Origin of the sequence: Agromyces chromiiresistens, from assembly GCF_029167465.1 — a bacterium.
Classification (GTDB): Bacteria; Actinomycetota; Actinomycetes; order Actinomycetales; family Microbacteriaceae; genus Agromyces; species Agromyces chromiiresistens.
This window is the reverse complement of sequence record NZ_JARFNL010000002.1, coordinates 261,132-282,939: the sequence shown is the minus strand read 5'-3', so window position 1 is coordinate 282,939 and position 21,808 is coordinate 261,132. Positions and strand designations below refer to the sequence as shown.

Here is a 21,808-nt window from a genome sequence, read left to right as displayed (position 1 = left end):
TCAAGCTTAGGCGAGCGGGCCGGTCGCGTAGGCCTCGCGGATGGCGCGCGCCAGTCTCGTCGTCGCCGGATGCCGCCACGATCGGTGCCAGGCGAGGTGCACCTCGATCGGCGGCGCATCGGTGAGCTCGGCGAACACGATGCCCGGCCTCGGGTACTGGTGGGTCGTGGCCGCCGCCGTGACGCCGATGACCTCGCCGGCGGCGATGAGGTCGAGCCAGTCCTCGAAGTCGGTCGTGTCGGTGATGCGGGGGGGTTCGAGCCCGGCGTCGGACCACAGCGAGGTCGTGGTCGTGCCCGTGTACCGGTCGACCGCGACGACGAACGGCGTGAGGTCGGCGAGTGCGACCCGCGACCGGTCGGCGAGCTCGTGGTCGACCGGCATCGCCACGTAGCGGCGTTCGTGGCCCACGACCTCGTCGACGACGTCGGGCACGCGCACGTCGCCGCGGATCACGGCGAGGTCGACCCGGCCGTCGGCGAGGCCGGCGTCGCGCCGGTTGATGCGGCTGAGCCGCAGCGGCTCGTCGGGGTGCGCGCGGTTCCACGCGCGGAGCACGGCGGTCGTGTGCGCCCCGAGGGCCGCCCACGAGTAGCCGAGTCGCACCTGGGACCGTTCGCCTCGCAGCTCCGCGACCGCACGGTCGAGCTCGGCGTTCAGCCGGCGGGCCGTGCCCGCGAAGGCGGCGCCCGCGGCCGTCGGCTCGACCCGGCGGGTGGTGCGGTGCACGAGCGGGGTGCCGAGCTCGTGCTCGAGCGCCGCGATCGCCCGCGAGACGGCCGCCTGCGAGAGCCCGAGGCGCGCCGCGGCCGCGGTGAACGAGCGCTCCTCGTCGAGTGCCACGAGGACCCGGAGGTGGCGAAGCTCGACATCCATGCGTCTAGCGTATCGATCGTCCGTGATTGCATTTCACTTCGAACACAATGCGACCTAGCGTCGAATCATGGAATCGACACGCGCGGCGAGCCTCGCCATGGTCGGCAGCGCGACCTCGGTCGCCGTCGGCGCCGCGATCGGCGCGACCGTCTTCCCGATCGTCGGGCCGGCCGGTGTCGTCGCCCTGCGCCAGGCGGTCGCCGCGATCGCGACGCTCGCCGTGGCCCGCCCCCGGCTCCGCGCGATCGGCTGGCGCCGCCTGCGCCCCGCCGTGCTGCTCGGCGCGGTGCTCGTCGTCATGAACCTCTCGCTCTACGCCTCGATCAGCCGGGTCGGCCTCGGCCTCGCGGTCACCCTCGAGTTCCTCGGCCCCCTCGCGGTCGCGCTCGTCGGTTCGCGCCGGCGGCTCGACCTCGCCTGCGCACTCGGAGCGGGGCTCGGCGTCGTGCTGCTCACCGGCACGGTCGCCGGCCTCGACCCGCTCGGCATCGCCTTCGGATTCGTCGCGGCGGGCGCCTGGGCGGCCTACATCGTCATCGGCCAGCGGGCCGCGCTCGCGCTGCCGGGCCTCACCGCGACCGCGGTCGCGAACACCGCCGCCGCAGCGGCCACCTCGCCGCTCCTCGTACTCGCGCTCATCGGGCTCGACCCGGCGGAGCTTCCGCGCGTGCTCCTCGTCGGGGTCGCGGTCGGCCTGCTCTGCTCGGCGCTCCCCTACGCGATCGACATGTGGGCACTGCGACGCGTCTCGAGAGCCAGGTTCGGCGTGCTGCAGAGCCTGCACCCGGCCGCGGCGACGCTCTTCGGCTTCCTCATCCTCGGGCAGACGCTCACCGGATGGCAGCTCGCGGGCATCGCGCTCGTGATGCTGAGCAACGTCGTCGCGACCGCACGCCCCGCCGACGCATCCGGCCCGCCCGACGCCGCGTCGCCGCGACCGGGGTCGCGTCGGCTCCGGCTAGGCTCGGGGGCGTGACCGGCTCAGCTGCCCTCTTCACCGACCGCTACGAACTGACGATGGTCGATGCCGCCCTGCTCGACGGCACCGCCCACCGCGAGAGCCTCTTCGAGGCGTTCGCGAGACGCCTGCCCGACGGACGCCGCTACGGCGTCGTCGCCGGCACCGGGCGCCTGCTCGAACTCGTCCAGCGGTTCCATTTCGAAGACGCCGAGCTCGAGTGGCTGCGCGAACAGGAGATCGTGCGGCCCGCGACGCTCGACTGGCTCGCCGACTACCGGTTCACGGGCGACATCTGGGGGTATCGCGAGGGCGAGGCGTACTTCCCGGGCTCGCCGCTGCTCACCATCCAGGCGTCGTTCGCCGAGGCCGTCATGCTCGAGACCGTGGTGCTCTCGACGCTCAACTACGACTCCTCCATCGCGAGCGCCGCAGCACGCATGGTGTCGGTCGCACTCGGCCGACCGATCGCCGAGATGGGTTCACGTCGCACGAGCGAACGCTCGGCGATCGCCGCCGCGCGCGCCGCCTACATCGCCGGGTTCGACGCGACCTCGAACCTGGAGGCCGGCCGCACCTGGGGCATCCCGACGATGGGCACCGCGGCGCACGCCTTCACGCTCCTCCACGACAGCGAGGAAGACGCGTTCCGCGCCCAGGTGGCCGCATTCGGCCCGAAGACGACCCTCCTCGTCGACACGTACGACATCACCCGCGGCGTCGAGCTCGCCGTGCAGGTCGCCGGTCCCGAGCTCGGCGCGGTGCGCATCGACTCGGGCGACCTGCCGACGGTCGTCGCCGCGGTGCGCGAGCAGCTCGACGCGCTCGGGGCGGTCGATACGAAGATCACCGTGACGAGCGACCTCGACGAGTTCACGATCGCGGGGCTCTCGGGCGCACCGGTCGACTCGTACGGCGTCGGCACCGCCGTGGTCACCGGCTCGGGCTTTCCCGCCGCAGGCATGGTCTACAAGCTCGTCGCCCGCAAGGACGACGCGGGCGAATGGGTGCCGGTCGCGAAGGCCTCGACCCAGAAGGCGAGCGTGGGCGGACGCAAGAACGCCGCCCGCAGGCTCGACTCGACCCGTACCGCTCGCGAGGAGCTCGTGTTCGTGGGCGACGGGCCCGACGGCGAGGCCGAGTTCGAGGCGGGCGACCGGCTCCGCCCGCTCATGGTCCAGCTGGTCGCGAAGGGCGAGCCCGACCCGGCGCACCTCGGTCCGGCCGGCACGGCCGCTGCGCGGGCGCACCGCGCCGAGGTCATGCAGGAGCTGCCGATCGAGGCGTTCCGCCTCGGCCGCGGCGAGCCGGTGATCCCGACGAGCTACCGCTGAAGAAGGTGCGCGCCTACGAGCGACGCATCTTCTCGTAGATCTCCTTGCAGGTCGGGCACACCGGGAACTTCTCGGGGTCGCGACCCGGCGTCCACTTCTTGCCGCAGAGCGCCTTGACCGGCTTGCCGGTGAGCGCCGACTCGAGGATCTTCTCCTTCTGCACGTAGTGCGAGAAGCGCTCGTGGTCGCCCGGCTCGATGGCCTCGTCCTCGAGGAGCTTCTCGAGTTCGCGGTCGAGGACGTCGGTGCCGCCGCCCGGCTGGCCGGGGTCGGCGATGCTGGCGCGCACGCTGTGGATCATGACGAAGAGTCTACGCGCGGCTCAGGCGCGGATGGCCGCGGCGAGCGTCTCGGGGCCACGGGCGTCGAACACGCGTCCGCCCCACCACACGCCGATCGCGAGTGCGCCGAGCCCGAGGCCGACGCCGGCGGCGAACGCCGCCGCATGCCACGACGGGTCGACGAGCACGCCCATCGCGGCGAAGATCAGGGCCGGAGCCGCGATGAGGACGGAGGCGAGCATCGTGAGCGACTGCACGAGTGCCGTGAGCCCGCCCGTGGCCTGGGGCTGCTGGAACGGGCTGTCGCCCGGCTTCACCGCAGGATAGGGGAACCGCGCGGACGCGACCGAGCCGACTCCGAGCCCGGCGAGCAGCAGCGCGGTGCTCACGCCGAGCAGCGACGGCAGGAGGCGCCAGTCGTCGAGCACGAAGACGGTGACCGCGCTGCCGAGGCCGATCACGAGGACGCCTGCGAGGAGCACCGGCACCAGCCGGCCGAACCGGTCGGAGACCCCGCGCACCCCGGACACGACGTGCAGCCAGATCGCGGTCGAGTCGTACGCGGTGTCGTTGTGCAGGCTCCAGCCGAGGAACAGGCACATGAGCGGCACCGGGATGAGCCCGAGGTACTGGGTCGGCACGCCGGCGACGCCGAGCGGCACCATCACGAGCACGGGCACGATCGGGATCATCACGACCGACACCCAGTAGCGGGCGTCGCGGAACCAGTACGTGAAGCTGCGGGCGGCGACGGCGCCCGTCGCGCCGTGCGGCATCCGATCGAACCAGCCGAGCCCGCGATAGCTCTTCGCCGAGGCCTCGCGGCCGGGCGTGACGAGCATCTTCGCGACGAGCGCCTGCCAGGCGAGCCAGACGGCGCCGAGCGTGGCCGCGGCGATGAGGAGTTCGAGCACGGCCGGACCCCACGCGCCGGCCGAGGCGTCGCCGGGCACCGCGAAGGCGGCGCCGAACGGCGTCCAGCCGAGGAATCCGCCGAGGGTCGAGAGGATGCTCTGCCCCGAGTTCGCCCAGTCGAGGGTCGCGATCGCGACGATGATGGGCGAGAGCATGACGATGAGCAGCAGGCCGATGACGCCGAGCAGTTCGCGGGCGCGTCGCGTCGACAGCAGGAACGATGCGAGCGCGGTCGTCACCCGGGCCAGGAGCAGGCAGGTCGCGAACGCGAGCGCGGCGGAGATGAGCGCGAGCAGGGTCTCGGCGACACCGCGCGACCAGGTGACGACGGTGCCGAGCAGCACGATGCCGAGCACGAGCGCCGGGATGCCGACGAGCCCGGCGACCGCGAGGCTCAGCGCGAGCGTGCGGTCGGGCAGGCCGAAGAGCGCGAACTTGCGCGGGTCCATCGTGTCGTCGGTGCCGAACACGAGCGGGAACACGATGAACCCGACCATCGTCGCCGACCCGGCGATGACGAGCGCGTTGCGGATCGTCTCGACGTCGCCGACGACGCGCAGCGCGACGAGCGAGAGGAACAGGACGATCGCGAGCCCGAGCCCGTAGACGAGCCCGACGACGATGCCGACGACCTGCCAGGTGCTCCGTTTGAAGATGTTCGCCAGCAGGCGCAGTTTCAGTCCGAGAAACTGTGCAACCATTCCATGCCTTCCGCAGCCTTGCGCCCGCCCGCGAGCTCGACGAATCGGTCTTCGAGCGTCTGGCCGGCGCGCACCTCGTCGAGGGTGCCGGAGGCGAGCACGCGGCCCGAGACGATGATGGCCGCCGAGTCGCACACCCGCTCGATGAGATCCATGCCGTGGCTCGAGAGCACCACCGTGCCGCCGCCCGCGACGTACCGTTCGAGGATCTCGGTGAGGTTCGCGGCCGACACCGGGTCGACCGACTCGAAGGGCTCGTCGAGCACGAGCAGCCGGGGCGAGTGGATCAGCGCGCACGCGAGCGCGATCTTCTTCGTCATGCCGGCCGAGTAGTCGGCGACGAGCCGGTCGACCGCGTCGTCGAGCCCGAATGCGGAGATGAGGTCGGCGCTGCGATCGCGCACCGTGCGGTTGTCGAGCCCGCGGAGCACGCCCGAGTAGTAGAGCAGCTGGCTGCCGGTCAACCGATCGAACAGGCGCAGGCGGTCTGGCAGCACGCCGGTCACGCGCTTCGCGGCGCGCGGGTCGGCCCAGGCGTCGATGCCGTGGATGGCGACCGTGCCGGCGTCGGGCCGCAGCAGGCCCGTGACCATCGAGAGCGTCGTCGTCTTGCCCGCGCCGTTCGGCCCGACGATGCCGAAGAACGACCCCGCGCGCACCGAGAGGCTGATGCCGTCGACCGCCGTGTTCTCGCCGAAGCGCTTCACGAGGCCGGAGATCTCGAGCACGCGCGGCGCATCGACGGGCGGCGCCGGCCGCGCCACCCGGAGGGTGCGCTTCTTGCGCGGCGCCGTCGACTTCTTCGCGGGGATCACGGTCACGGCCTGGGCAGCGATGGTCGGTGCGGATGCCTCGGCGGCGGGTGCGTCGTCGAGCACGCCGTCGGCGCCGGGCGCCTCGGCGGGCGAGGTCTCGGCGAGTGCCGCCGAGCCGTCGGGGTCGACCGCGTCGGCAGGCGGCGTCGTGACGCCTGCGGCGGGCGCTTCGTCCGATTCGTGGACCAGCACCTCCGTCGCCGCGGTCGCCGCCGTCGCCGCCGTGCGCTTGCGTTCGGTGGTCGCCTCCAGGTCGAACGCCCCGTCCTTCGCCGGGGCCTCCGCGGGCTCGACGGCGGGGGCCGCGGCGTCGCCGCCCTTGCGCGGGCCGCGTTCGGCGGCGGTGGTCTCAGTGGTGAGCGAGGCCGCCACGCGCTGCGACTGGCGATGCGCCGACGCCGACGCGGCGGCGCGATTGCGCGTCTCGGCGGCGCTCGCGACGCTCGAGGACCGGGTGGCCCCCGTCGATCGCGCGGCCGCGCTCCGCGCCGAGCTCGCCGAGGCCGACGCGGCGCGGGAGGCACCGCTGCGCTTCGATCCGGACGCCTCGGCCGTCGTGCTCGAGGGCGGCTCGCCCTCGGCCGCCGCGGCTGCCGCGGCGGCAGCGGCGGCCTTGTTGGCCTTGCGCGTCGCTGCGGCCTTCTTCGCTGCCGCCGAACGTGCCGCCGAACGCTCGGCGGGCGTCATCGCCGCGGTCTTCGACCTCGCGGAGGCCGGCTTCGCGCCGCCCTCCTTCGAGCCGGCCGGCTTCGCAGTTGCACCCTTCTCGGAGCCCGCCTTCGAACCGGCCGATGAGCCGGCGCTCGTCGAGCGGGCGCCGGAGCCGCCGGTCGACCCGGTCGGGGCACCACCCTGCTCGGACGCCCCCGCACCGGTGCCTTCGACAGCTTCGTCGTCGTGGTCGGAACGCGAAACGGAAGTCACCAAGCCAACCTACCAATGACCGCCCGTCGAGCGCGCCCCCGCCCTCGGCGGCGCTTTCTGTGCATTGCCTGTGCGTCGTATCACGATCCGACTACGACCGTCCGGCCCGAATGGCCCGTTCGGCAGGCGCCCCGATAGTCTGTAGTCCGGCATAACGGCGTGTCCATATGTGAACTTCCGGATGAACTCCGGGCGAATTCCTCGGTTCGAGGCCGCCCGGTGGGGGCGTCCGACCACCGAAGGAGATGCAGTGACCACCCAGATCGTGATTCTCGCGGCCGGCATGGGGAGCCGACTCGGGCGATCCCTCCCCAAGCCGCTCACCGAACTCAGCGACGGCCGCACCATCATGCGCCAGCAGTTCGACAACATCGAGCACGCGTTCGGCGGCACCGCCGACGTGACGATCGTCGTCGGCTACAAGCTCGAGCACATCATCGAGGCGTTCCCGCAGGCGTCGTTCGTGTACAACGAGGAGTACGACCAGACGAACACCTCGAAGTCGCTCATGCGCGCCCTCGCCGCGTCGCAGCAGGGCGGCGTGCTGTGGATGAACGGCGACGTCGTGTTCGACCCGGCGATCCTCGACCGGGCCCTTCCGCTCATCGCGCGCGACCAGTCCTTCGTCACGGTGAACACCGCGAAGGTCTCCGATGAAGAGGTGAAGTACACGACGAGCGCCGAGGGCTACATCAAGGAGCTCTCGAAGACCGTCAAGGGCGGCCTCGGCGAGGCGGTCGGCATCAACTACATCTCGAGCCGCGACAAGGCCACGTTCCTCGCGCACCTGCAGCGCGTCGGCGACCAGGACTACTTCGAGCGCGGTCTCGAGCTCGCGATCGAGCACAACGGCCTCCTCGTCGAGCCGATGGACGTCTCCGACCTCTACGCGGTCGAGATCGACTTCGCCGAAGACCTGGAGCGTGCGAACCACTTCGTGTGACCTGCAGCACACAGCGCAATGACGAAGAGCGGATGCCTCGAGGCATCCGCTCTTCGTCGTTCAGGGCACGTCAGGCGAGGGTGCGCGCGACGCCCGCCCGTGACAGCGAGCGCGCGATCACACGACCGAGCCAGGTGAAGACCACGGGGCTCAGCGTGAACATCGCGAGGTAGAGCACCCAGAACCAGGGCGCGTAGTGCTCGGGGCCGAGCGCGACGAACGTTCCGGCCGCGAGCGCGAGCCCCGATCCGCCGGCTGCGGCGTAGAACAGCCACGGCGACCACGAGCGGTAGCGCGTGACGAAGAACGGGAGTTCGAGGAGCGCGCCGACGAGCAGGCCCGTGAGCAGGAACCGCCAGATCCACTGCGGCGCGAACGCGGCGCCAACGAGCCCCGCGATGAACCCCGTGAGGATGCCGACCCCCGGGCGCTTCAGCAGTGCGAGTGCGACGGCGCTCGGCAGGAAGTGCGAGCCGATCGTGATGCCGTAGAGCATGGGCGCGATGCCCGCGATGAGGCCGGCGAAGTAGCCGGCTCCCGCGGCGAACAGGCCGCCGCCGACGCCGATCGCGGCGCAGCTCAGAATGACGCGGGTGCTGGTGCGGTGCACGGGTGCGCGGCTCCTCTCGACCGGGCTCGGCAGGTCGCCACCCGTCCGCATCAAATCTACCCCGCCCGGGCATCTACGATGAGATGCGTGACGAGCACCGCACCGGTCGCCTACGGCGACGCCCATCCGCTCCAGCGGACGCCGTGGGCGCGGTACCGGCACGCGCTCTGGCTGCTCACGACGCGCGACCTCAAGGTGCGCTACTCGACCTCGGCGCTCGGCTACGTGTGGTCGGTGCTCGACCCGCTGCTCATGGCGGGCATCTACTACTTCGTGTTCACGATCGTGTTCCAGCGGCTGAGCGGCACCGAACCGTACATCGTGTTCCTGCTGTCGGCGCTCCTGCCGTGGATGTGGTTCAACGGAGCGGTGTCCGACTCGACGCGCGCGTTCCTGAAGGATGCGAAGCTCGTTCGGTCGACGATGATCCCCCGCACGATCTGGGTCAACCGCATCGTGCTCGCGAAGGGCATCGAGTTCCTGCTCGCGATCCCGGTGCTCGCGCTGTTCGCGATCGTGTTCCGCGCGACCGTCTCGTGGGAGCTCGTGCTCTTCCCGCTCGGGATCGCACTGCAGGCGCTGCTCACGGTCGCCGTGTGCCTCATCGTCGCGCCGCTCGTCGTGTTCTTCCGCGACCTCGAGCGCGCGGTGAAGCTCATCCTGCGGTTCCTGTTCTACGCGTCCCCGATCGTCTACGGCGTCTCGAACCTGCCGGCCGACCTGCGCCCGTGGGCCGCCTTCAACCCGCTGTCCGGCATCTTCAGCCTCTACCGCGCCGGGTTCTTCCCGGGCGAGCTCGACTGGTTCTCGGTCGCGGTGTCGACCGGAATGTCGCTCGTGCTGCTCGCGCTCGGGCTGTGGGTGTTCCGTTCGTGCGAGCGTCAGGTGCTGAAGGAGATCTGATGACGGAAGCCACCACCGCCGTCTCCCCCGGCGCCGCCGCCCCGCCACCGCCGACCGCGATCCGCACGGAGGGCCTCGGCATCCGGTTCCGACGCAACCGCCGCGGCCGCCGTTCGTTCAAGGACCTGTTCGCCGGCAAGCGCCGCCGCAACCGGCCGGGCGAGTTCTGGGCGCTCCGCGACGTGTCGATCGAGGTGCGCCCCGGCGAGGCCATCGGCGTCGTCGGACGCAACGGCCAGGGCAAGTCGACGCTCCTGAAGCTCGTGGCGGGGGTCATGCTGCCCGACGAGGGCACGGTCGAGATCACGGGCGGCGTCGCGCCGCTCATCGAGATCACCGGCGGGTTCGTCGGCGAGCTCACGGTGCGCGACAACGTGTACCTGACCGCGGGCCTGCACGGCATGACGCGGGCGCAGATCGATGCGAAGTTCGACGAGGTCATCGGGTTCGCCGAGATCGGCGACTTCCTCGAGACGCCGTACAAGCACCTCTCGAGCGGCATGAAGGTGCGCATCGCCTTCGCGGTGATCTCGCAGCTCGAGGAGCCGATCCTGCTCGTCGACGAGGTGCTCGCCGTGGGCGACGCCGCGTTCCGCGAGAAGTGCTATCGGCGCATCGACGAGCTGCTCGCCGGCGGCCGCACCCTCTTCTTCGTCTCGCACAACGAGCGCGACCTGCGCCGGTTCTGCACGCGCGGTCTCTACCTCGACAAGGGCAGGCTCGCGCTCGACGCGCCCATCGACGAGGTGCTCGAGCAGTACAACAAGGACTACGGCACGAAGAAGTAGCGACGCTCGCGCGGTCGAGGAGCGCGCGACGGTGGGCCTTGTGCCTCGGGAGCCGTCTCGCAGAGCTCAGGCGAGTGCGTCGCGCTCGATGATCGCCCGGATCGCGGCGGCGTCGTTCGCCGTCTCGGTCACGACCTGCGGCGCGTCGAGGAGTTCGCGCAGGTGCTCGGGCACCTCGGGCGTCCGCCCGATCGCCTCCTCCACGATGTCGGGGAACTTGGCGGGCTTCGCGGTCTCGAGCACGAGCATCGGGATGCCTCGTTCGAGATTCCGACGCGCGACGGCGAGCCCGTCGGCCGTGTGGGGGTCGACGACCACGCCGTAGCGCTCGTGGGTCTCGCGGATCGCGGCGACCCGGTCGGCGTGCGTGCTCGAGCCGCTCACGAACCCGAACTCGCCGGCGAAGCGCTCGCGTTCTGCCGACAGGTCGAGCACGCCGTCGCGTTCGAGGCCAACCCAGGCCTCGCGGAGCCGCTCGGGGTCGCGCCCGAGCACCTCGAACACGAACCGCTCGAAGTTCGACGCGCGGGAGATGTCCATCGAGGGGCTCGACGTCGCGAGGGCCTCGACGCCGGCGCGCGGCCGGTACACGCCCGTGCGGAAGAACTCGTCGAGCACGTTGTTCTCGTTCGTCGCGAGCACGAGCCGGCGGATCGGCACGCCCATGCAGCGGGCGAGGTAGCCCGAGAAGATGTTGCCGAAGTTGCCCGACGGCACGGTGACGTCGATGCGTTGCGCAGCGCGCTCGGCCTCGGGCAGCGCATCGGTGACGCGCAGCCACGCCCAGACGTAGTAGACGACCTGCGCGCAGACGCGTGCGAAGTTGATCGAGTTGACCGCGCCGATGCGATAGCGCCGCTTGAACTCGGCATCGCCGGCGATCTGCTTCACGAGGTGCTGGCAGTCGTCGAAGTCGCCCGCGACGGCGATGTTGTGGATGTTCTCGTCGGTGAGCGAGTACATCTGTGCGCGCTGGAACCGGCTCATGCGCCCCTGCGGCGACAGCATGAACACCGCGATGCCGCGCTTGCCGCGCAGCGCGACCTCGGCGGCCGAGCCGGTGTCGCCCGACGTCGCGCCGAGGATGTTGAGGGTGGCGCCGTCGTGGGCGAGGGCGTACTCGAGCGCCTGCCCGAGGAACTGCATCGCCATGTCCTTGAAGGCGAGCGTCGGCCCCTCCGAGAGCCCCACGAGCGCGAGCTCGTCGTCGAGGCGCCGGATCGGCACGATCTCGTCGCGGTCGAACAACGCCGGGTCGTAGGCGGCGCGGCAGAGCCGTTCGAGGTCGTCGCGCGGGACGCCGTCGGCGTAGCGGCCGATCACCTCGATCGCGAGGCCGGCGTAGTCGAGCCCGCGCCACGCCTCGAGCTCGGCAGCCGACACCTGCGGCACCGTCTCGGGCACGACGAGACCCCCGTCGGGTGCGAGGCCCTCCACCAGGATCTCGGAGAACGGCGACGGCTGCATGCCGCCGCGGGTCGAGACGTACTTCACGGCGCTCCTCCGGGATCGGTGCGGAACTTCGATCGTATCGAGGATCGGCCGAGTGCGACGGCGGGTGACGCGGATGCCCCGAGCCGTCGACCGGCCCGAGGCATCCGTTCCCGCTCCGCCGTCCGTCGTCAGTCGGTGTCGCAGATGAAGTTCTCGAAGTGCCCGGGCGTCGACGAGAACGCCTTGCCCGAGTTCTCCTTCAGGTCCTTCGTGTAGACGATCGCCGCCTCGCGATACGCCGACCCGCTCGCGGACTGCACGTCGGCGAGGGTCGGTGCCCCGTCGAAGTCGGCGCGGGCGCCGGTCACGTAGGCGAGCTTCTCGAGCCCGAGCAGGTTGTTCGGGTCGAGCTTGCGCACGTTGTTCCATCCGCCGTAGGCCGCGTTGCAGGCCGTGTAGAGGTTGTACGCGCCGTTCCAGTCGAGCAGCTTGTCGCCGTCGTTCGGGCCGTTCGCCGAGACATCCGCCTGCAGCACGTCGCGGTCCCAGCCGCCGTACAGCCAGTCGGTGCCGTGGTGGTGCTGCCTGGTCTCCGCGCCGGCGTTCTCCGGCGCGGTGTCGGCGTACGCGGCGACCATCGTCTGCCACACGGCCGGGTCGGTGCCCGGTCGCGGCTGGTAGTCGAGGACGTCGGCGCCCGCCTCGGCCGCGGACTGGCCGTGACCGCCGAACAGCACGTCGATCCACTCGCCGTCCTCGCCCGGGTCGTTGCGGCCCGGCAGGTCGGGGCTGCCGACCGTCGGGTCGCCGCGACCGCCCCACATCACGTCGGCGCCGTCGTCGCCGTACGCGTAGTCGCCGCCGGAGTCGCCGTTCATGAGGTCGGCGCCCTCTCCTCCGTGCAGCGAGTCGTGCCCGGGCCCGCCGCGCATGCGGTCGGCACCGCCGACTTCGTGCCCGTTCTTCTCGAGCACCGAACCGTCGCGGTCGTGCGTGAGCGAGGTGCCGCGGTAGAGCGGGTGCGCCTCGAAGGGATGGAGCACCGCGTCCTGCGCGCCCGAGTCGGGACCGCCGAGGTTGATGCCGGGAGGGCCCTGGCTGTTGTGCGTGAGGAGGTCGGGATCGTCGCCGTCGCTGCCGTCGACCTCGACGAAGCGGGTCTGCACTCCGCCGCGGTCGCCCACCATCGCGTCTTCGCCGTCGCCGCCCCACATGGTGTCGTCGCCGAGCTCGCCGAACTGGTCGTCGTCGCCGTCCTCGCCGAACAGCCGGTCGTTGCCGTCCTGACCCCATTGGCTGTCGTCGCCGTCGCCGGCGCCTGCGGAGATGAGCGGGTTCGTGCCGTTGCCGCCGAAGACGAGGTCGGCGCCCCAGACCCCGGCCGCCGCCGGCGCTCCGACGTCGTAGCGGGTGACGTCGCGTTCGATCACCGCGGAGCCGTCGTCGGGCGGGTCGTTGTCGGGGTATCGCTCCTCGTAGACCGCGTAGGCGGCGGCGTCGCCCTCGCCCTCGACCGTGCGGTCGAGCTCGCCGTTGTCGCCGAGCTGGAAGTCGGCTTCGCCGTCGCCGAAGAGCCAGTCGCCCGTGTCGCGGTGGCCGGCGAGGTTCGATCCGCCGAACTGGTCGTCCTGCCCGTCGGCCTGCGCCGGGCCGACGAGGTCGGCGCCCGTGCTCGGGGAGCCGGGCAGGCCGGCCGGCACCGCCGGGAGCGCCGGCAGTACTCCGCCGACCTCGGGCGGCAGGGCGATCCCGCCGTACGCCGCGACCGGCCGGTCGCCGACGACGATGTCGGCGTCGCCGTTGCCGTGCTGGAAGTCGGCGCCGCCGTCGCCGAAGAGCGCGTCACCGCCGTCCTGGCCGAACTCGGCGTCGACGCCCGAGCCGCCGTTCAGCGTGTCGCGCCCGAACTCGCTCGGGAACGGCCCGTCGAGGTCGTGGTAGACGAGGCCGCGCCGCGTCTCGACGCCGAGCTGGCTCGTGACGTAGTGGAACTCCTCGGGCGCCGGGTCGTCGAGCTCGGGGCACGAGCTCGGGTCGAAGTCGACGCCGGGAACGTCGCGCACGACGCACGCGTTGTCACCGGCGAGCACGTCGGCGCCGCCGCCGCCCCAGAGCACGTCGCCCGTGTCGAGCTGGTCGGGGAACGACGAGCCGCCGATGACGTCGTCCTCGTCGGCGTTGCCCTCGAGCCAGTCGCCGTCCTGGTTGCCCTCCACCAGGTCGTCGTCGGCGTTGCCCTTGGCGAGGTCGTTGCCGCCCTCGCCGAACATCCGGTCGTTCTCGTCGTTGCCGGCCATGAAGTCACCGCCCGAGACCTCGGCGAGGTCGGCTCCGGTCTTGCCGGTGTCGAGCAGGGTGACCTCGCGGAAGACCCCGCCCGTGACGGGATCGGTCTGCCAGGCGTTCGGGTCATCGGGGTCGGCGTGACGCGTCAGCACCGCGTTGTCCCCCGTCATGACGTCATCGGCGCCGTTGCCCTGCATCTCGACCTCGCCCTCGTCGAGCGCGTGGTCGAATCCGTCGGGGTCGGCGAGCGGGTTGACCGGCGACGATCCGCCGATCAGGTCGTCGGCGCCGTCGGTCGAGTCGTCGGCCGTGTGGTCGCTCTCCTCGTCGAAGCCGAAGATGCGGTCCTGCCCGCCGTTGCCCTCGAGGTGGTCGTCGTGCGATCCGCCGCGCAGGGTGTCGGTGCCGTGTCCGCCGAATCCGCGGTCGTCGCCGCCCGTCGGCCAGGGGGCGGCCGCCGTGTCGAAGTCGCCCCAGATCGCGTCGCCGCCACCCACGGTGGGCGCCACGAGGCTCAGCTCCACGTCGGGCGAGCCCTGCGGGGTGCCGGGCTTCCAGCCGCCCGCGGGCGGCTCGATCTCGCGAGCCGGCGGCGCGATCGTCCCCTGGTCGCCGATGATGTCGTCGGGATCGGCACCGCCCACGAGGTGGTCGCCCGCGAGCTCGCCGAAGAGCTGGTCGTAGTCCTCGGCGCCGTAGAGCCGGTCGACGGCGTCCTGGCCGTGCAACTCATCGAGGCCCGTGCCGCCGTCGCCGATGTCGTCGCCGTAGGTGCCCACGACGAACGACGGCTCGAACGTCACGTCGTCGAGCGCGTCGAGCCTGGGATCGAACGCACCGTTGAACCCGCCGTCGACGTCGATCGAGACGTCGTCGCCGAACGTGCGGTCGTCGTCGGGCCCGCCGTACATGGTGTCGCCCGCATCGGCGCCCGCCGGGTCGTCGTGACCGCCGACGATGAGGTCGACGCCCTCCTGGCCGTGCAGCTGGTCGCTGCCTGCGTTGCCGATCACGACGTCGGCGCCGGGACCGCCGTAGCCGAAGTCGTCGTCGCCGTCGCCCCTGACCTCGTCGTCGCCGAGCTCACCGTAGAGGTGGTCGGCGCCGCCGTTGCCGTGCACCAGGTCACGACCCGCTCTGCCGTAGGCGTTGTCGGCGCCGCCCTCGCCGTAGACGCGGTCCTTGTCGGCACCGCCCGAGAGCGACGGGTCTCCGACGCCGACCGTCTCGCTCGGGTGCGCGACCCGTGCACCGGGCGCGCCGTCGATCGTCCCGTTGTCGCCGAGCACGAGGTCGTTGCCGTCGCCGCCGTCGGCCGTGTCGCCGCCCATGGTCGCGGCATCCGCGCCGTCGCCGTCGCCGATGAGCTCGTCGTTCCCGGCCTCACCGTTGATCGTGTCGGCGCCGGGTCCGCCCCACATCCGGTCGTCGTCGGGCCCGCCGTTCAGCGCGGGGTCGGCATCGGACTGGCCGTGCACCTCGTCGGCGCCGGCCTCGCCGTTGACCGCGTCGGCCCCGCGCCCGCCGTAGAGCAGGTCGGCGCCGTTCGACCCGTACAGCTTGTCTGCACCGTCTCCGCCCTGGAGCTGGTCGGCCGAGTCGTCGACACCGCTCGCGACGAGCCGGAACCCGCCGTACAGTTCGTCGGGGGCGCCGCCGCCGAAGATCACGTCGGCTCCCGCTTCGCCCTCGATGCGGTCGACGCCATCGGTGCCGGGTGCCGCCGTGCCTTCGGCCTCGACGGTGTCGTCGTCGGGCGTCGCGTCGGGCGGGTCGTCGCCGAAGAGCCGGTCGCCGCCGCTGCCGCCGAGGAGCGTGTCGGCGCCTGCGCCGCCGATGATGAGGTCGCCCGCATCGATCTTGTTGGGCTTGTCCTGGGGCGGCGTCTGGCCCGGCGGCACCGACAGCTTGTCCTTGCCGCCGCGCAGGGTGTCGTTGCCGGCGTCGCCGCGGATCACGTCGGCCGCCAGCCCGGCGTCGATGTTGTCGTTGTCACCGCCGCCGCTCAGGGTGTCGACGCCCTCGCCGCCCGTGATCGTGTCGCGCCCGCTGCCCGTACCGTCGGAGTTGTCGCCGGCTGCGGTGTTGGTTCCGTCACCGAGGTTGATCGTGTCGGCCCCGTTGCCGCCGTTGACCGTGTCGTCGCCCGAGCCCGTGATGATGCGATCATCGCCGTCGCCGAGCGTCTGCGCGTCGACCGGTGCGCTGAACGCCCACTCGCCCGCCTCGGGCGGCTCGGCCTCGGGGTTGAGGTCGCCCGGCTTGGCGCCGGCGCCCGATCCGTTGAACAGGAACGAGTCGTTGCCGCCGAGCGCGTCGATGATGCGCACACCGGCGCCCTTCTCAGTCTCGGTGTAGCCGAATGCGCTGATGCTGAACTCGTACTCGCCGCCCTGCGGTTCGGCGCTCAGCTGATGCACCGTGAACGACTCGTTCTCGACGTCCTCGAACGCCCCGCGCACGTCGGCACGACCGCCGACGTTGAGCACGACCCAGCCGCCTTCGACGCTCGCGAGATCGGGTGTCTTCGCCTCGCACGACGACGAGAACTCGAACAGCGTCACCTCGGCGAGACGCCAGCTGTCGGAGTAGCAGAACGGGCAGGGCCCGAACTCGGCGTACACCTCGAGGAAGGCGATGAGCTTGCCCTCGATGTCGAACAGGCAGATCGGCGTCTTGAACTTCGCGACGATCTCATCGATGTGCATGCGCCCGTCGGCCTCGGGGCTGTCGTTGAGATTGAGCCCGAACGTCGCGGTGATGCCGCCCTTCACGCCGGCCTCGGCGATGAAGATGTCGAGCTTCGCGCCCGCGGTGATCGTGCCCGACACCGAGAACTCGGGGATGTCCTTGCCCTCCGCGTCGAGGTCGGTGAGATAGAGGCTCTGCAGGAAGGCCTCGCCGGCCTTCGTCGCCGCGTCGAGTGCGCTGTCGACCTCACCGCCGATGATCGACTCGGCGAGCATTCGCACACCGCGCGTCGAGACGCCGCCGCCGACCTGGGCGTTCACGTCGAGCGCGCCGCCGATCGTGATGTACAGCACGCCGAAGAACGGGCCGAAGCTCTGCGTGTACTCCATGTGCACGGCGAGCGGGTCGGGCCGCCACTCGACGACGGCGCAGTCCTTGCCGAGCAGGAGGCCCACGAGGCAGGTCGGGTCGTCGAACATCGGGAAGGAGAAGTCCGACTCCCCGGCCGGCGCACCCTTCTGCCGCAGCTTGTCGAAGTCGCCGGATGTGCCGCCGAGCGCGGTGCCGACCTGGGCCTCCGGGTCGCCCGTCATCGCGGCCGAGCCTTGCACGGCCTTGAGCTTCTGATCCTGCGTGAGCGGAGCGCCACGGGCGGTCTCGGGCGAGAGCTCGAGCTCGTCGACGAGGATGAACGGCGAACCGTTCGCGAGTCCTTCGATCATCTCGAGGAAGTCGAAGAGCTGGTCGATGTCTTCGAGCAGCGACACGTCGACGACGCCGAACGCCTTCGCGAGGGTGGCCATCGTCACCGGGTCTCCTCCGAAGTACTCGGAGAGGTCGCTGATCACGGGGATCGGCGAGAACAGGAACTCCCGCACCGGCTTCGTGGGAGCGAGGATCGGGTCGAGTGTCTTCAGCACCGAGCCGAAGAGCTTGGTGAACATCTCGCCCGGCGCGACGCCGATGTTGCGCAGTTCGAGCTCGAGGTCGCCCGCGCCGGTGCCGTCGAACTCCCATGTGAGCCCGAACTCGGCGGTGAAGGTCGGCAGCGTCGTGTTGACGTTGCCGCCGTCGGCGATGCCGGTGTCGATGTCGAGGTCGAGTGCGATGCCGCCGTCGATGCGCGGCTCGGTGAGCAGGCCGCCGATGTCGCCCGAGAGGAACGACGAGATCGGGATGACGCTCGTGCAGTGCGCTCCACCGGTGACGCCGTTCCCGTACGTGGCCGGGTCGAGGTCCTCGCAGCCGTCGGCCTCGAGCCCGAGTTGTGCCATCAGACGTGCGCCGCTCGGCTGGTTCGGGTCGGTGCTGCGGTCTTCGGCCTGCATTCCGATGAAGCCGATGCGCCCGGTGATGGGTACCCCGGCGGTGAGGTTCGCCCCGACGTTCACCCGGATCTCCTCGAGGGCGTCCGCTCCCTCTGGAGTGGCCTCGCCCGTGCCGGGCACGGGGTTGTCGAGCAGGTAGAACCCGTCGTCGCGCGAGACGCCGAAGCCGAGCTCGACGGTCCAGCCGGCGCTCGCGGTGACCTTGCCGGTGAGCGAGAGCGGCAGGCCCGGCAGCCCGAGGTCGAGTGGGATCTCGCTCACGCCCGGGCACGCCGCGGCATCGCCGACGGGGCAGCCGCCCGTCAGGTCGCGTGCGCCCTGCCCGAGTTCGAGCTCGAACCTCAGGTCGACGAGGTACATCAGCGACTCGGTGCCGTCGCAGAGCTCGTCGCTGCCGCTGTCGTTGCAGATGGCGACGACGCGGATGTCGGTGGCGCTCGGGTCGTCCCCGGCGTCGCCGGGGAACACGCCGACGGCCTGGTAGTCGCTGTCGCGCAGTACCCCGGCTGCGATGAGCTTCTGCGCGAGCACGTCGCGGATCCCGCCCGCGCCGTACACCGCCGCGTTCACGTCGGAGTCGGGCAGGCCCGGGATCTGCGGGTCGTCGAGGAACGCCTTCACGTCTCCGAGTCCGTCGGCGAGTGCGGTGAGGTCTTCGCCGACGACCGGGAGATCGCCGCCGGCCTTGCTCGCGTCGATCGCGAGGCCGAGGATCTTGCTGATCGACTTCAGTCCGTCGCCGAAGCTGTCGAAGCTGAAGCTCGCGGCGTCGAGCACGCTGGCGAGAGCCGCGGGCGCATCGACCTCCAGGTCCGTGAGGCCGCTGGACGGGTCGGCTGGGTCGCCGTACCTGACCGTGAGGTAGTCGACCGCAGTCGGTGCGGTCGCCGGCGCGCCGCTCGGAAGCTCGGGGCCGGAACCGAGGTCGACGAGCACCGGCAGTGCAGCGCACGCGAACTTGCCCTCGACGGGCGCCTGTCCCGGGGCGGCGCACGTGTACTTGCCGCCCTCGGCGGGCGAGGTCACGCCGGCCGTGAAGTCGCCGTCGAAGAACGCGTCGAGTTCGCGAGGCTCCTCGGCCGGGTCTCCCGGCTGGGGTGCATTCGTGCGCTCGAGCGCGAATCGCACGCCGACCGCGATGCGACCGGTCTTGTTCGTCGCGTCGCCGAGTTGCGCCGAGAACGGCCCGAGGTGCACGCCGAGCTGCACCGACCCGGGCGGCTGCTCGGTGACCTCGGCCTTCACGCTCACCCGGCTCGAGTCGAGCAGGCGCGGAGGTGCTGCGGCGGCATCCTCATCGAGACCGACGACGAGCCCGAGGGCGAGCTTCGCCTCGAGGACGGCGTGCAGCGTGCCTTCGCCCTCGGTGCCCGCGATCGAGGGAAGCTCCGCATTCACGAACGACATCGGCACCTCGGCCTCGACCGACTTCGTGCCGTCGAACGCCGCGATCAGCGCGGGCTCGATCGCGCCGCCGTCGTCGAGGTCGCGCAGACGGAACTCGACCCCGAGGCCGAGCGCGTCTTCGAGGCCCTTCTCGAGCTTGGCGAGGTCGGTCGGCAGCAGCCCGCCGCGGAACTCGTTGTACTTGTCGCGGAGGCCGGTGACCTCCCGCAGGATGCTCTCGACGCCACGGTTCAGGAACGGCACCGTATCGCCGCCGACCACGCTGTCGACGGCGTCGAGCCGGTCGACCACGGCGCCGATGCCGTCGAGCGCGCGGCCGAGCAGCACGTCGGGCTCGGACGTGTCGATGTTCAGCGCCGCGAGCAGGGTCATCTCGTCGTTGCCGAGCACGACCGTCTGCCCCGGCTGGTCGAACGCGGGGCCGTCGACCGTGAACGTGCCGGGTGCCTCGGTCAGGTGCTGGGCGGCATCGAAACCGTGCCCGACGACCGTGTAGTCCGCGTCGATGAGGCCGCGCCGTACGGCCGCGGCGACCGGGTAGACGGCGGGCTCGCCGTCGTGCTCGTAGAGCCCGGCGAGCAGGTCGACGATGCGCGGCGTGGCGGTCTCGCCGGAAGCCGGGTCGACGTCGGCGCCGGTCGTCGGCGAGGTGCCGTCCGGCAGCAGCTTCCAGGTGCCGCCGATCGCCGCCGGCACGATGCCGAGCTGGCCCTCGCCGTGCACCGCGGCCTCGGCCTGCTCGGTGATGGTGAGCTCGGCGCCATCGATGAGCTCGGTGCCGAACCGCTCGTAGACCATCGGCGACTCGAACTCGACGACGGCGGTTGCGGCGTCGTCGGCTGCGGGCTCGGCCTCGTCGAGGTCGATGAGGATCGGCAGGTCGATGTCGTACGCGACGTCCGTCTCGACGGTCTCGGGGTCGCCGCTCGCCGAGACGCCGCGCAGGCCGGTCGTGTCGAGCAGTTGGTCGCCGAAGGCGGCCTGCCCGGGCGGCGGGGTGTCGTCGGTCGGCTGGTCCTCGAGCACCGGCGGCACGTCGGGCTGATCGTCGAGTGCGTGGTGCACGACGAAGTCGAGCCGCACCTCGGCGGCGTCGCGGTCGTAGACGGGCGTGATGGTGGCGGGTGCACCGGGGATGTCGCTCTCGATGCGGTCGGCGAGGTCGCCGACCGTCGAGATGCCGACATCGATCACGGGCTGGGGATCGGCCGGATCGGGGTCGGGGTCGGGTTGGACGTCGATGAGATCCTCGGCGAGCTTCGCGAACTCGCCGCCGAGGTCGTAGAGCTCGCTCAGCGTGCCGCTCGCGAGCGGCAGAGGGGCGTCGACGTTGGTGTGTCGCTGCAGTGCCCGCAACAGGGTGCCGTACTGGATGATGCCCGAGACGAGGTCGACCGGCCCCAGGCGGGTGAACGCCTCGAATGCGGCGCGATCCCCGTCGCTCGCGACGAGCTCGGCGAGCGGTTCGGGGACCTGCGCGAGGTCGGCGTCCATGGTCAGCGAGGGCGCCGGGTCGGACGACAGCCCGAGCAGCGACGACCCGAAGCGGATGTCGGCCGTCGCGGTGCCGGCGAGCTCGAACGTCGTGAGCTGGTCGGCCGGCACGGTGAGCTCGCCCGGCGTCTGCTCCCCACCCTCGAACGCCGGCGGCTCGAACATCGCGAGCCGGCCGTCGCCGTTGACGTCGTCGATCGTGCCCGACCATTCGGCGGAGACGTCGACGGAGCTGTCGTCGAGGATCTCGACGTCGGCCACGCCGATCGCGGCCGCGCCCCCGGGGAAGGCGAACGCGTCGTCGCCGGCGAGTTCGGCGGTGACCTCGACGGTGGGCTCGCCCGACGCGGTGTCGAGCCAGAAGCGCAGGCCCTGCGGGTCGGTGCGGACCGTTCCCGTGAACTCGAACGCGATCTCGTACGGAGCGGGGTCGGCCTCCGCGGTCACGAGGCGCAGCGGCTCGCCCCCGGGGCCGTCGGGGTCGACGATCGCGATGGGCGAGTCGACGGTACGCGAAGCGCGGATCGCGAGGTCGAAGCCACGCGTGTCCCCCGAGTCGACGAGGTTCGACGTCGTCAGCTCGAGCTGCGTCCCCGCGACGTCGGCGTCGAGTCCGTCGACGCCGGCCATGAAGTCGGCGGTCGTGGCCTGCTGCGCGAGGCCGAGGAGCGCCGTCTTCACGCCGACGATGAACGTGTTCGTCAGCTGCAGCGCCGCGCCGGGGCGGACGACCGCGACACCCGGTGCCGTGTCGGCGAGCGGCAGCGGAGCCGCGAGTGGGCCCACGTCCTCGTAGTCGCCGAGCGCGACCTCGGCGAGCGCCGCGATGCCCGCACGGAGCTGGGCGACATCGGCGGAGTCGGTCACGGGGTCGGCGTAGGCGACCTGCGCGCCGGTCAGGGCGAGCGCCCAGGCGCCGACGACGGCGATCGCCCGGAACGGCCATCGCCGACCGTCCTGGCGGCGCCGTCGGATCACGCCTTCGGCCTGCGTGTACGAACGGTTCGGGACGTTCTTGGCGCGCATGAGACTCCCCCAAGTCGATGCCGGCACGGTGCACGCCGTCGGCGTATGCACCCGTCGCCCGTTGTACTCCTCCGGAGAACGCGCTGACAAGAGA

At 71.6% G+C, this 21,808-nt stretch carries 13 protein-coding genes; 6 read left to right on the top strand and 7 right to left on the bottom strand.

What is annotated here, in order from left to right:
• Positions 1–6: 6 nt before the first annotated feature.
• Positions 7–876 (bottom strand): LysR family transcriptional regulator, encoded by an 870-nt coding sequence (locus tag PX701_RS05525; protein ID WP_275505717.1) that lies wholly within the window; start codon positions 874–876, stop codon positions 7–9.
• A gap of 67 nt (positions 877–943) precedes the next feature.
• Here PX701_RS05525 and PX701_RS05520 point away from each other — a divergent pair, with 67 nt between their 5' ends.
• Together PX701_RS05520 and PX701_RS05515 are read left to right on the top strand one after the other, a co-directional pair.
• Positions 944–1,852 carry an EamA family transporter gene (locus tag PX701_RS05520; RefSeq protein WP_275505716.1) on the top strand — a complete coding sequence of 303 codons (909 nt, stop codon included), beginning with the start codon at positions 944–946 and terminating at the stop codon, positions 1,850–1,852.
• On the top strand, positions 1,849–3,168 hold the full coding sequence (locus tag PX701_RS05515) for a nicotinate phosphoribosyltransferase (protein WP_275505715.1): 1,320 nt from the start codon (positions 1,849–1,851) through the stop codon (positions 3,166–3,168). Before PX701_RS05520 ends, PX701_RS05515 begins: the two co-directional genes overlap by 4 nt.
• Positions 3,169–3,181: 13 nt before the next feature.
• Here the strand turns inward: PX701_RS05515 and PX701_RS05510 are convergent, their stop codons facing one another.
• Genes PX701_RS05510 through PX701_RS05500 form a run of 3 tightly spaced genes read right to left on the bottom strand, consistent with a single transcriptional unit; the run spans position 3,182 to position 6,252 of the window.
• The gene (locus tag PX701_RS05510; RefSeq protein WP_231430578.1) at positions 3,182–3,469 is read right to left on the bottom strand and encodes a DUF3039 domain-containing protein; all 288 of its coding nucleotides are present in this window, start codon (positions 3,467–3,469) and stop codon (positions 3,182–3,184) included.
• Between the two features lie 21 nt (positions 3,470–3,490).
• Positions 3,491–5,065, bottom strand: coding sequence for a hypothetical protein (locus PX701_RS05505; RefSeq protein ID WP_275505714.1), 1,575 nt, complete (start codon positions 5,063–5,065; stop codon positions 3,491–3,493).
• On the bottom strand, positions 5,041–6,252 hold the full coding sequence (locus PX701_RS05500) for an ABC transporter ATP-binding protein (RefSeq protein WP_308191640.1): 1,212 nt from the start codon (positions 6,250–6,252) through the stop codon (positions 5,041–5,043). The genes PX701_RS05505 and PX701_RS05500 overlap by 25 nt, the downstream gene beginning before the upstream one ends.
• Here PX701_RS05500 and PX701_RS05495 point away from each other — a divergent pair.
• The gene (locus tag PX701_RS05495; RefSeq protein ID WP_275505713.1) at positions 6,236–6,823 is read left to right on the top strand and encodes a hypothetical protein; all 588 of its coding nucleotides are present in this window, start codon (positions 6,236–6,238) and stop codon (positions 6,821–6,823) included. The two genes, PX701_RS05500 and PX701_RS05495, sit on opposite strands and share 17 nt — an antisense overlap.
• Before the next feature lie 231 nt (positions 6,824–7,054).
• A complete protein-coding gene (locus tag PX701_RS05490) occupies positions 7,055–7,747 on the top strand; it encodes a phosphocholine cytidylyltransferase family protein (protein ID WP_231430574.1) in 693 nt (230 codons plus the stop codon).
• 70 nt (positions 7,748–7,817) lie between these two features.
• Here the strand turns inward: PX701_RS05490 and PX701_RS05485 are convergent, their stop codons facing one another.
• A complete protein-coding gene (locus tag PX701_RS05485) occupies positions 7,818–8,357 on the bottom strand; it encodes an ECF transporter S component (RefSeq protein WP_231430572.1) in 540 nt (179 codons plus the stop codon).
• An 87-nt stretch (positions 8,358–8,444) separates the two neighbouring features.
• Between PX701_RS05485 and PX701_RS05480 the strand changes: the two genes are divergently transcribed.
• Positions 8,445–9,260, top strand: coding sequence for an ABC transporter permease (locus tag PX701_RS05480; protein WP_275505712.1), 816 nt, complete (start codon positions 8,445–8,447; stop codon positions 9,258–9,260).
• Positions 9,260–10,048 (top strand): ABC transporter ATP-binding protein, encoded by a 789-nt coding sequence (locus PX701_RS05475; RefSeq protein WP_231430569.1) that lies wholly within the window; start codon positions 9,260–9,262, stop codon positions 10,046–10,048. Before PX701_RS05480 ends, PX701_RS05475 begins: the two co-directional genes overlap by 1 nt.
• A 66-nt stretch (positions 10,049–10,114) precedes the next feature.
• On the opposite strand, the gene thrC is transcribed toward PX701_RS05475, so the two are convergent.
• Both thrC and PX701_RS05465 read right to left on the bottom strand, forming a co-directional pair.
• Positions 10,115–11,542 carry a threonine synthase gene (gene thrC / locus PX701_RS05470; protein ID WP_231430568.1) on the bottom strand — a complete coding sequence of 476 codons (1,428 nt, stop codon included), beginning with the start codon at positions 11,540–11,542 and terminating at the stop codon, positions 10,115–10,117.
• A gap of 128 nt (positions 11,543–11,670) precedes the next feature.
• A complete protein-coding gene (locus tag PX701_RS05465; RefSeq protein WP_275505711.1) occupies positions 11,671–21,714 on the bottom strand; it encodes a hypothetical protein in 10,044 nt (3,347 codons plus the stop codon).
• Between the last annotated feature and the right edge of the window lie 94 nt (positions 21,715–21,808).

What these genes read in the sequence shown, in the direction of transcription:
- PX701_RS05525 (WP_275505717.1), bottom strand. Translation starts at nt 876, where the DNA reads ATGGATGTCGAGCTTCGCCACCTCCGGGTCCTCGTGGCACTCGACGAG.
- PX701_RS05520 (WP_275505716.1), top strand. Translation starts at nt 944, where the DNA reads ATGGAATCGACACGCGCGGCGAGCCTCGCCATGGTCGGCAGCGCGACC.
- PX701_RS05510 (WP_231430578.1), bottom strand. Translation starts at nt 3,469, where the DNA reads ATGATCCACAGCGTGCGCGCCAGCATCGCCGACCCCGGCCAGCCGGGC.
- PX701_RS05505 (WP_275505714.1), bottom strand. Translation starts at nt 5,065, where the DNA reads ATGGTTGCACAGTTTCTCGGACTGAAACTGCGCCTGCTGGCGAACATC.
- PX701_RS05475 (WP_231430569.1), top strand. Translation starts at nt 9,260, where the DNA reads ATGACGGAAGCCACCACCGCCGTCTCCCCCGGCGCCGCCGCCCCGCCA.
- PX701_RS05465 (WP_275505711.1), bottom strand. Translation starts at nt 21,714, where the DNA reads ATGCGCGCCAAGAACGTCCCGAACCGTTCGTACACGCAGGCCGAAGGC.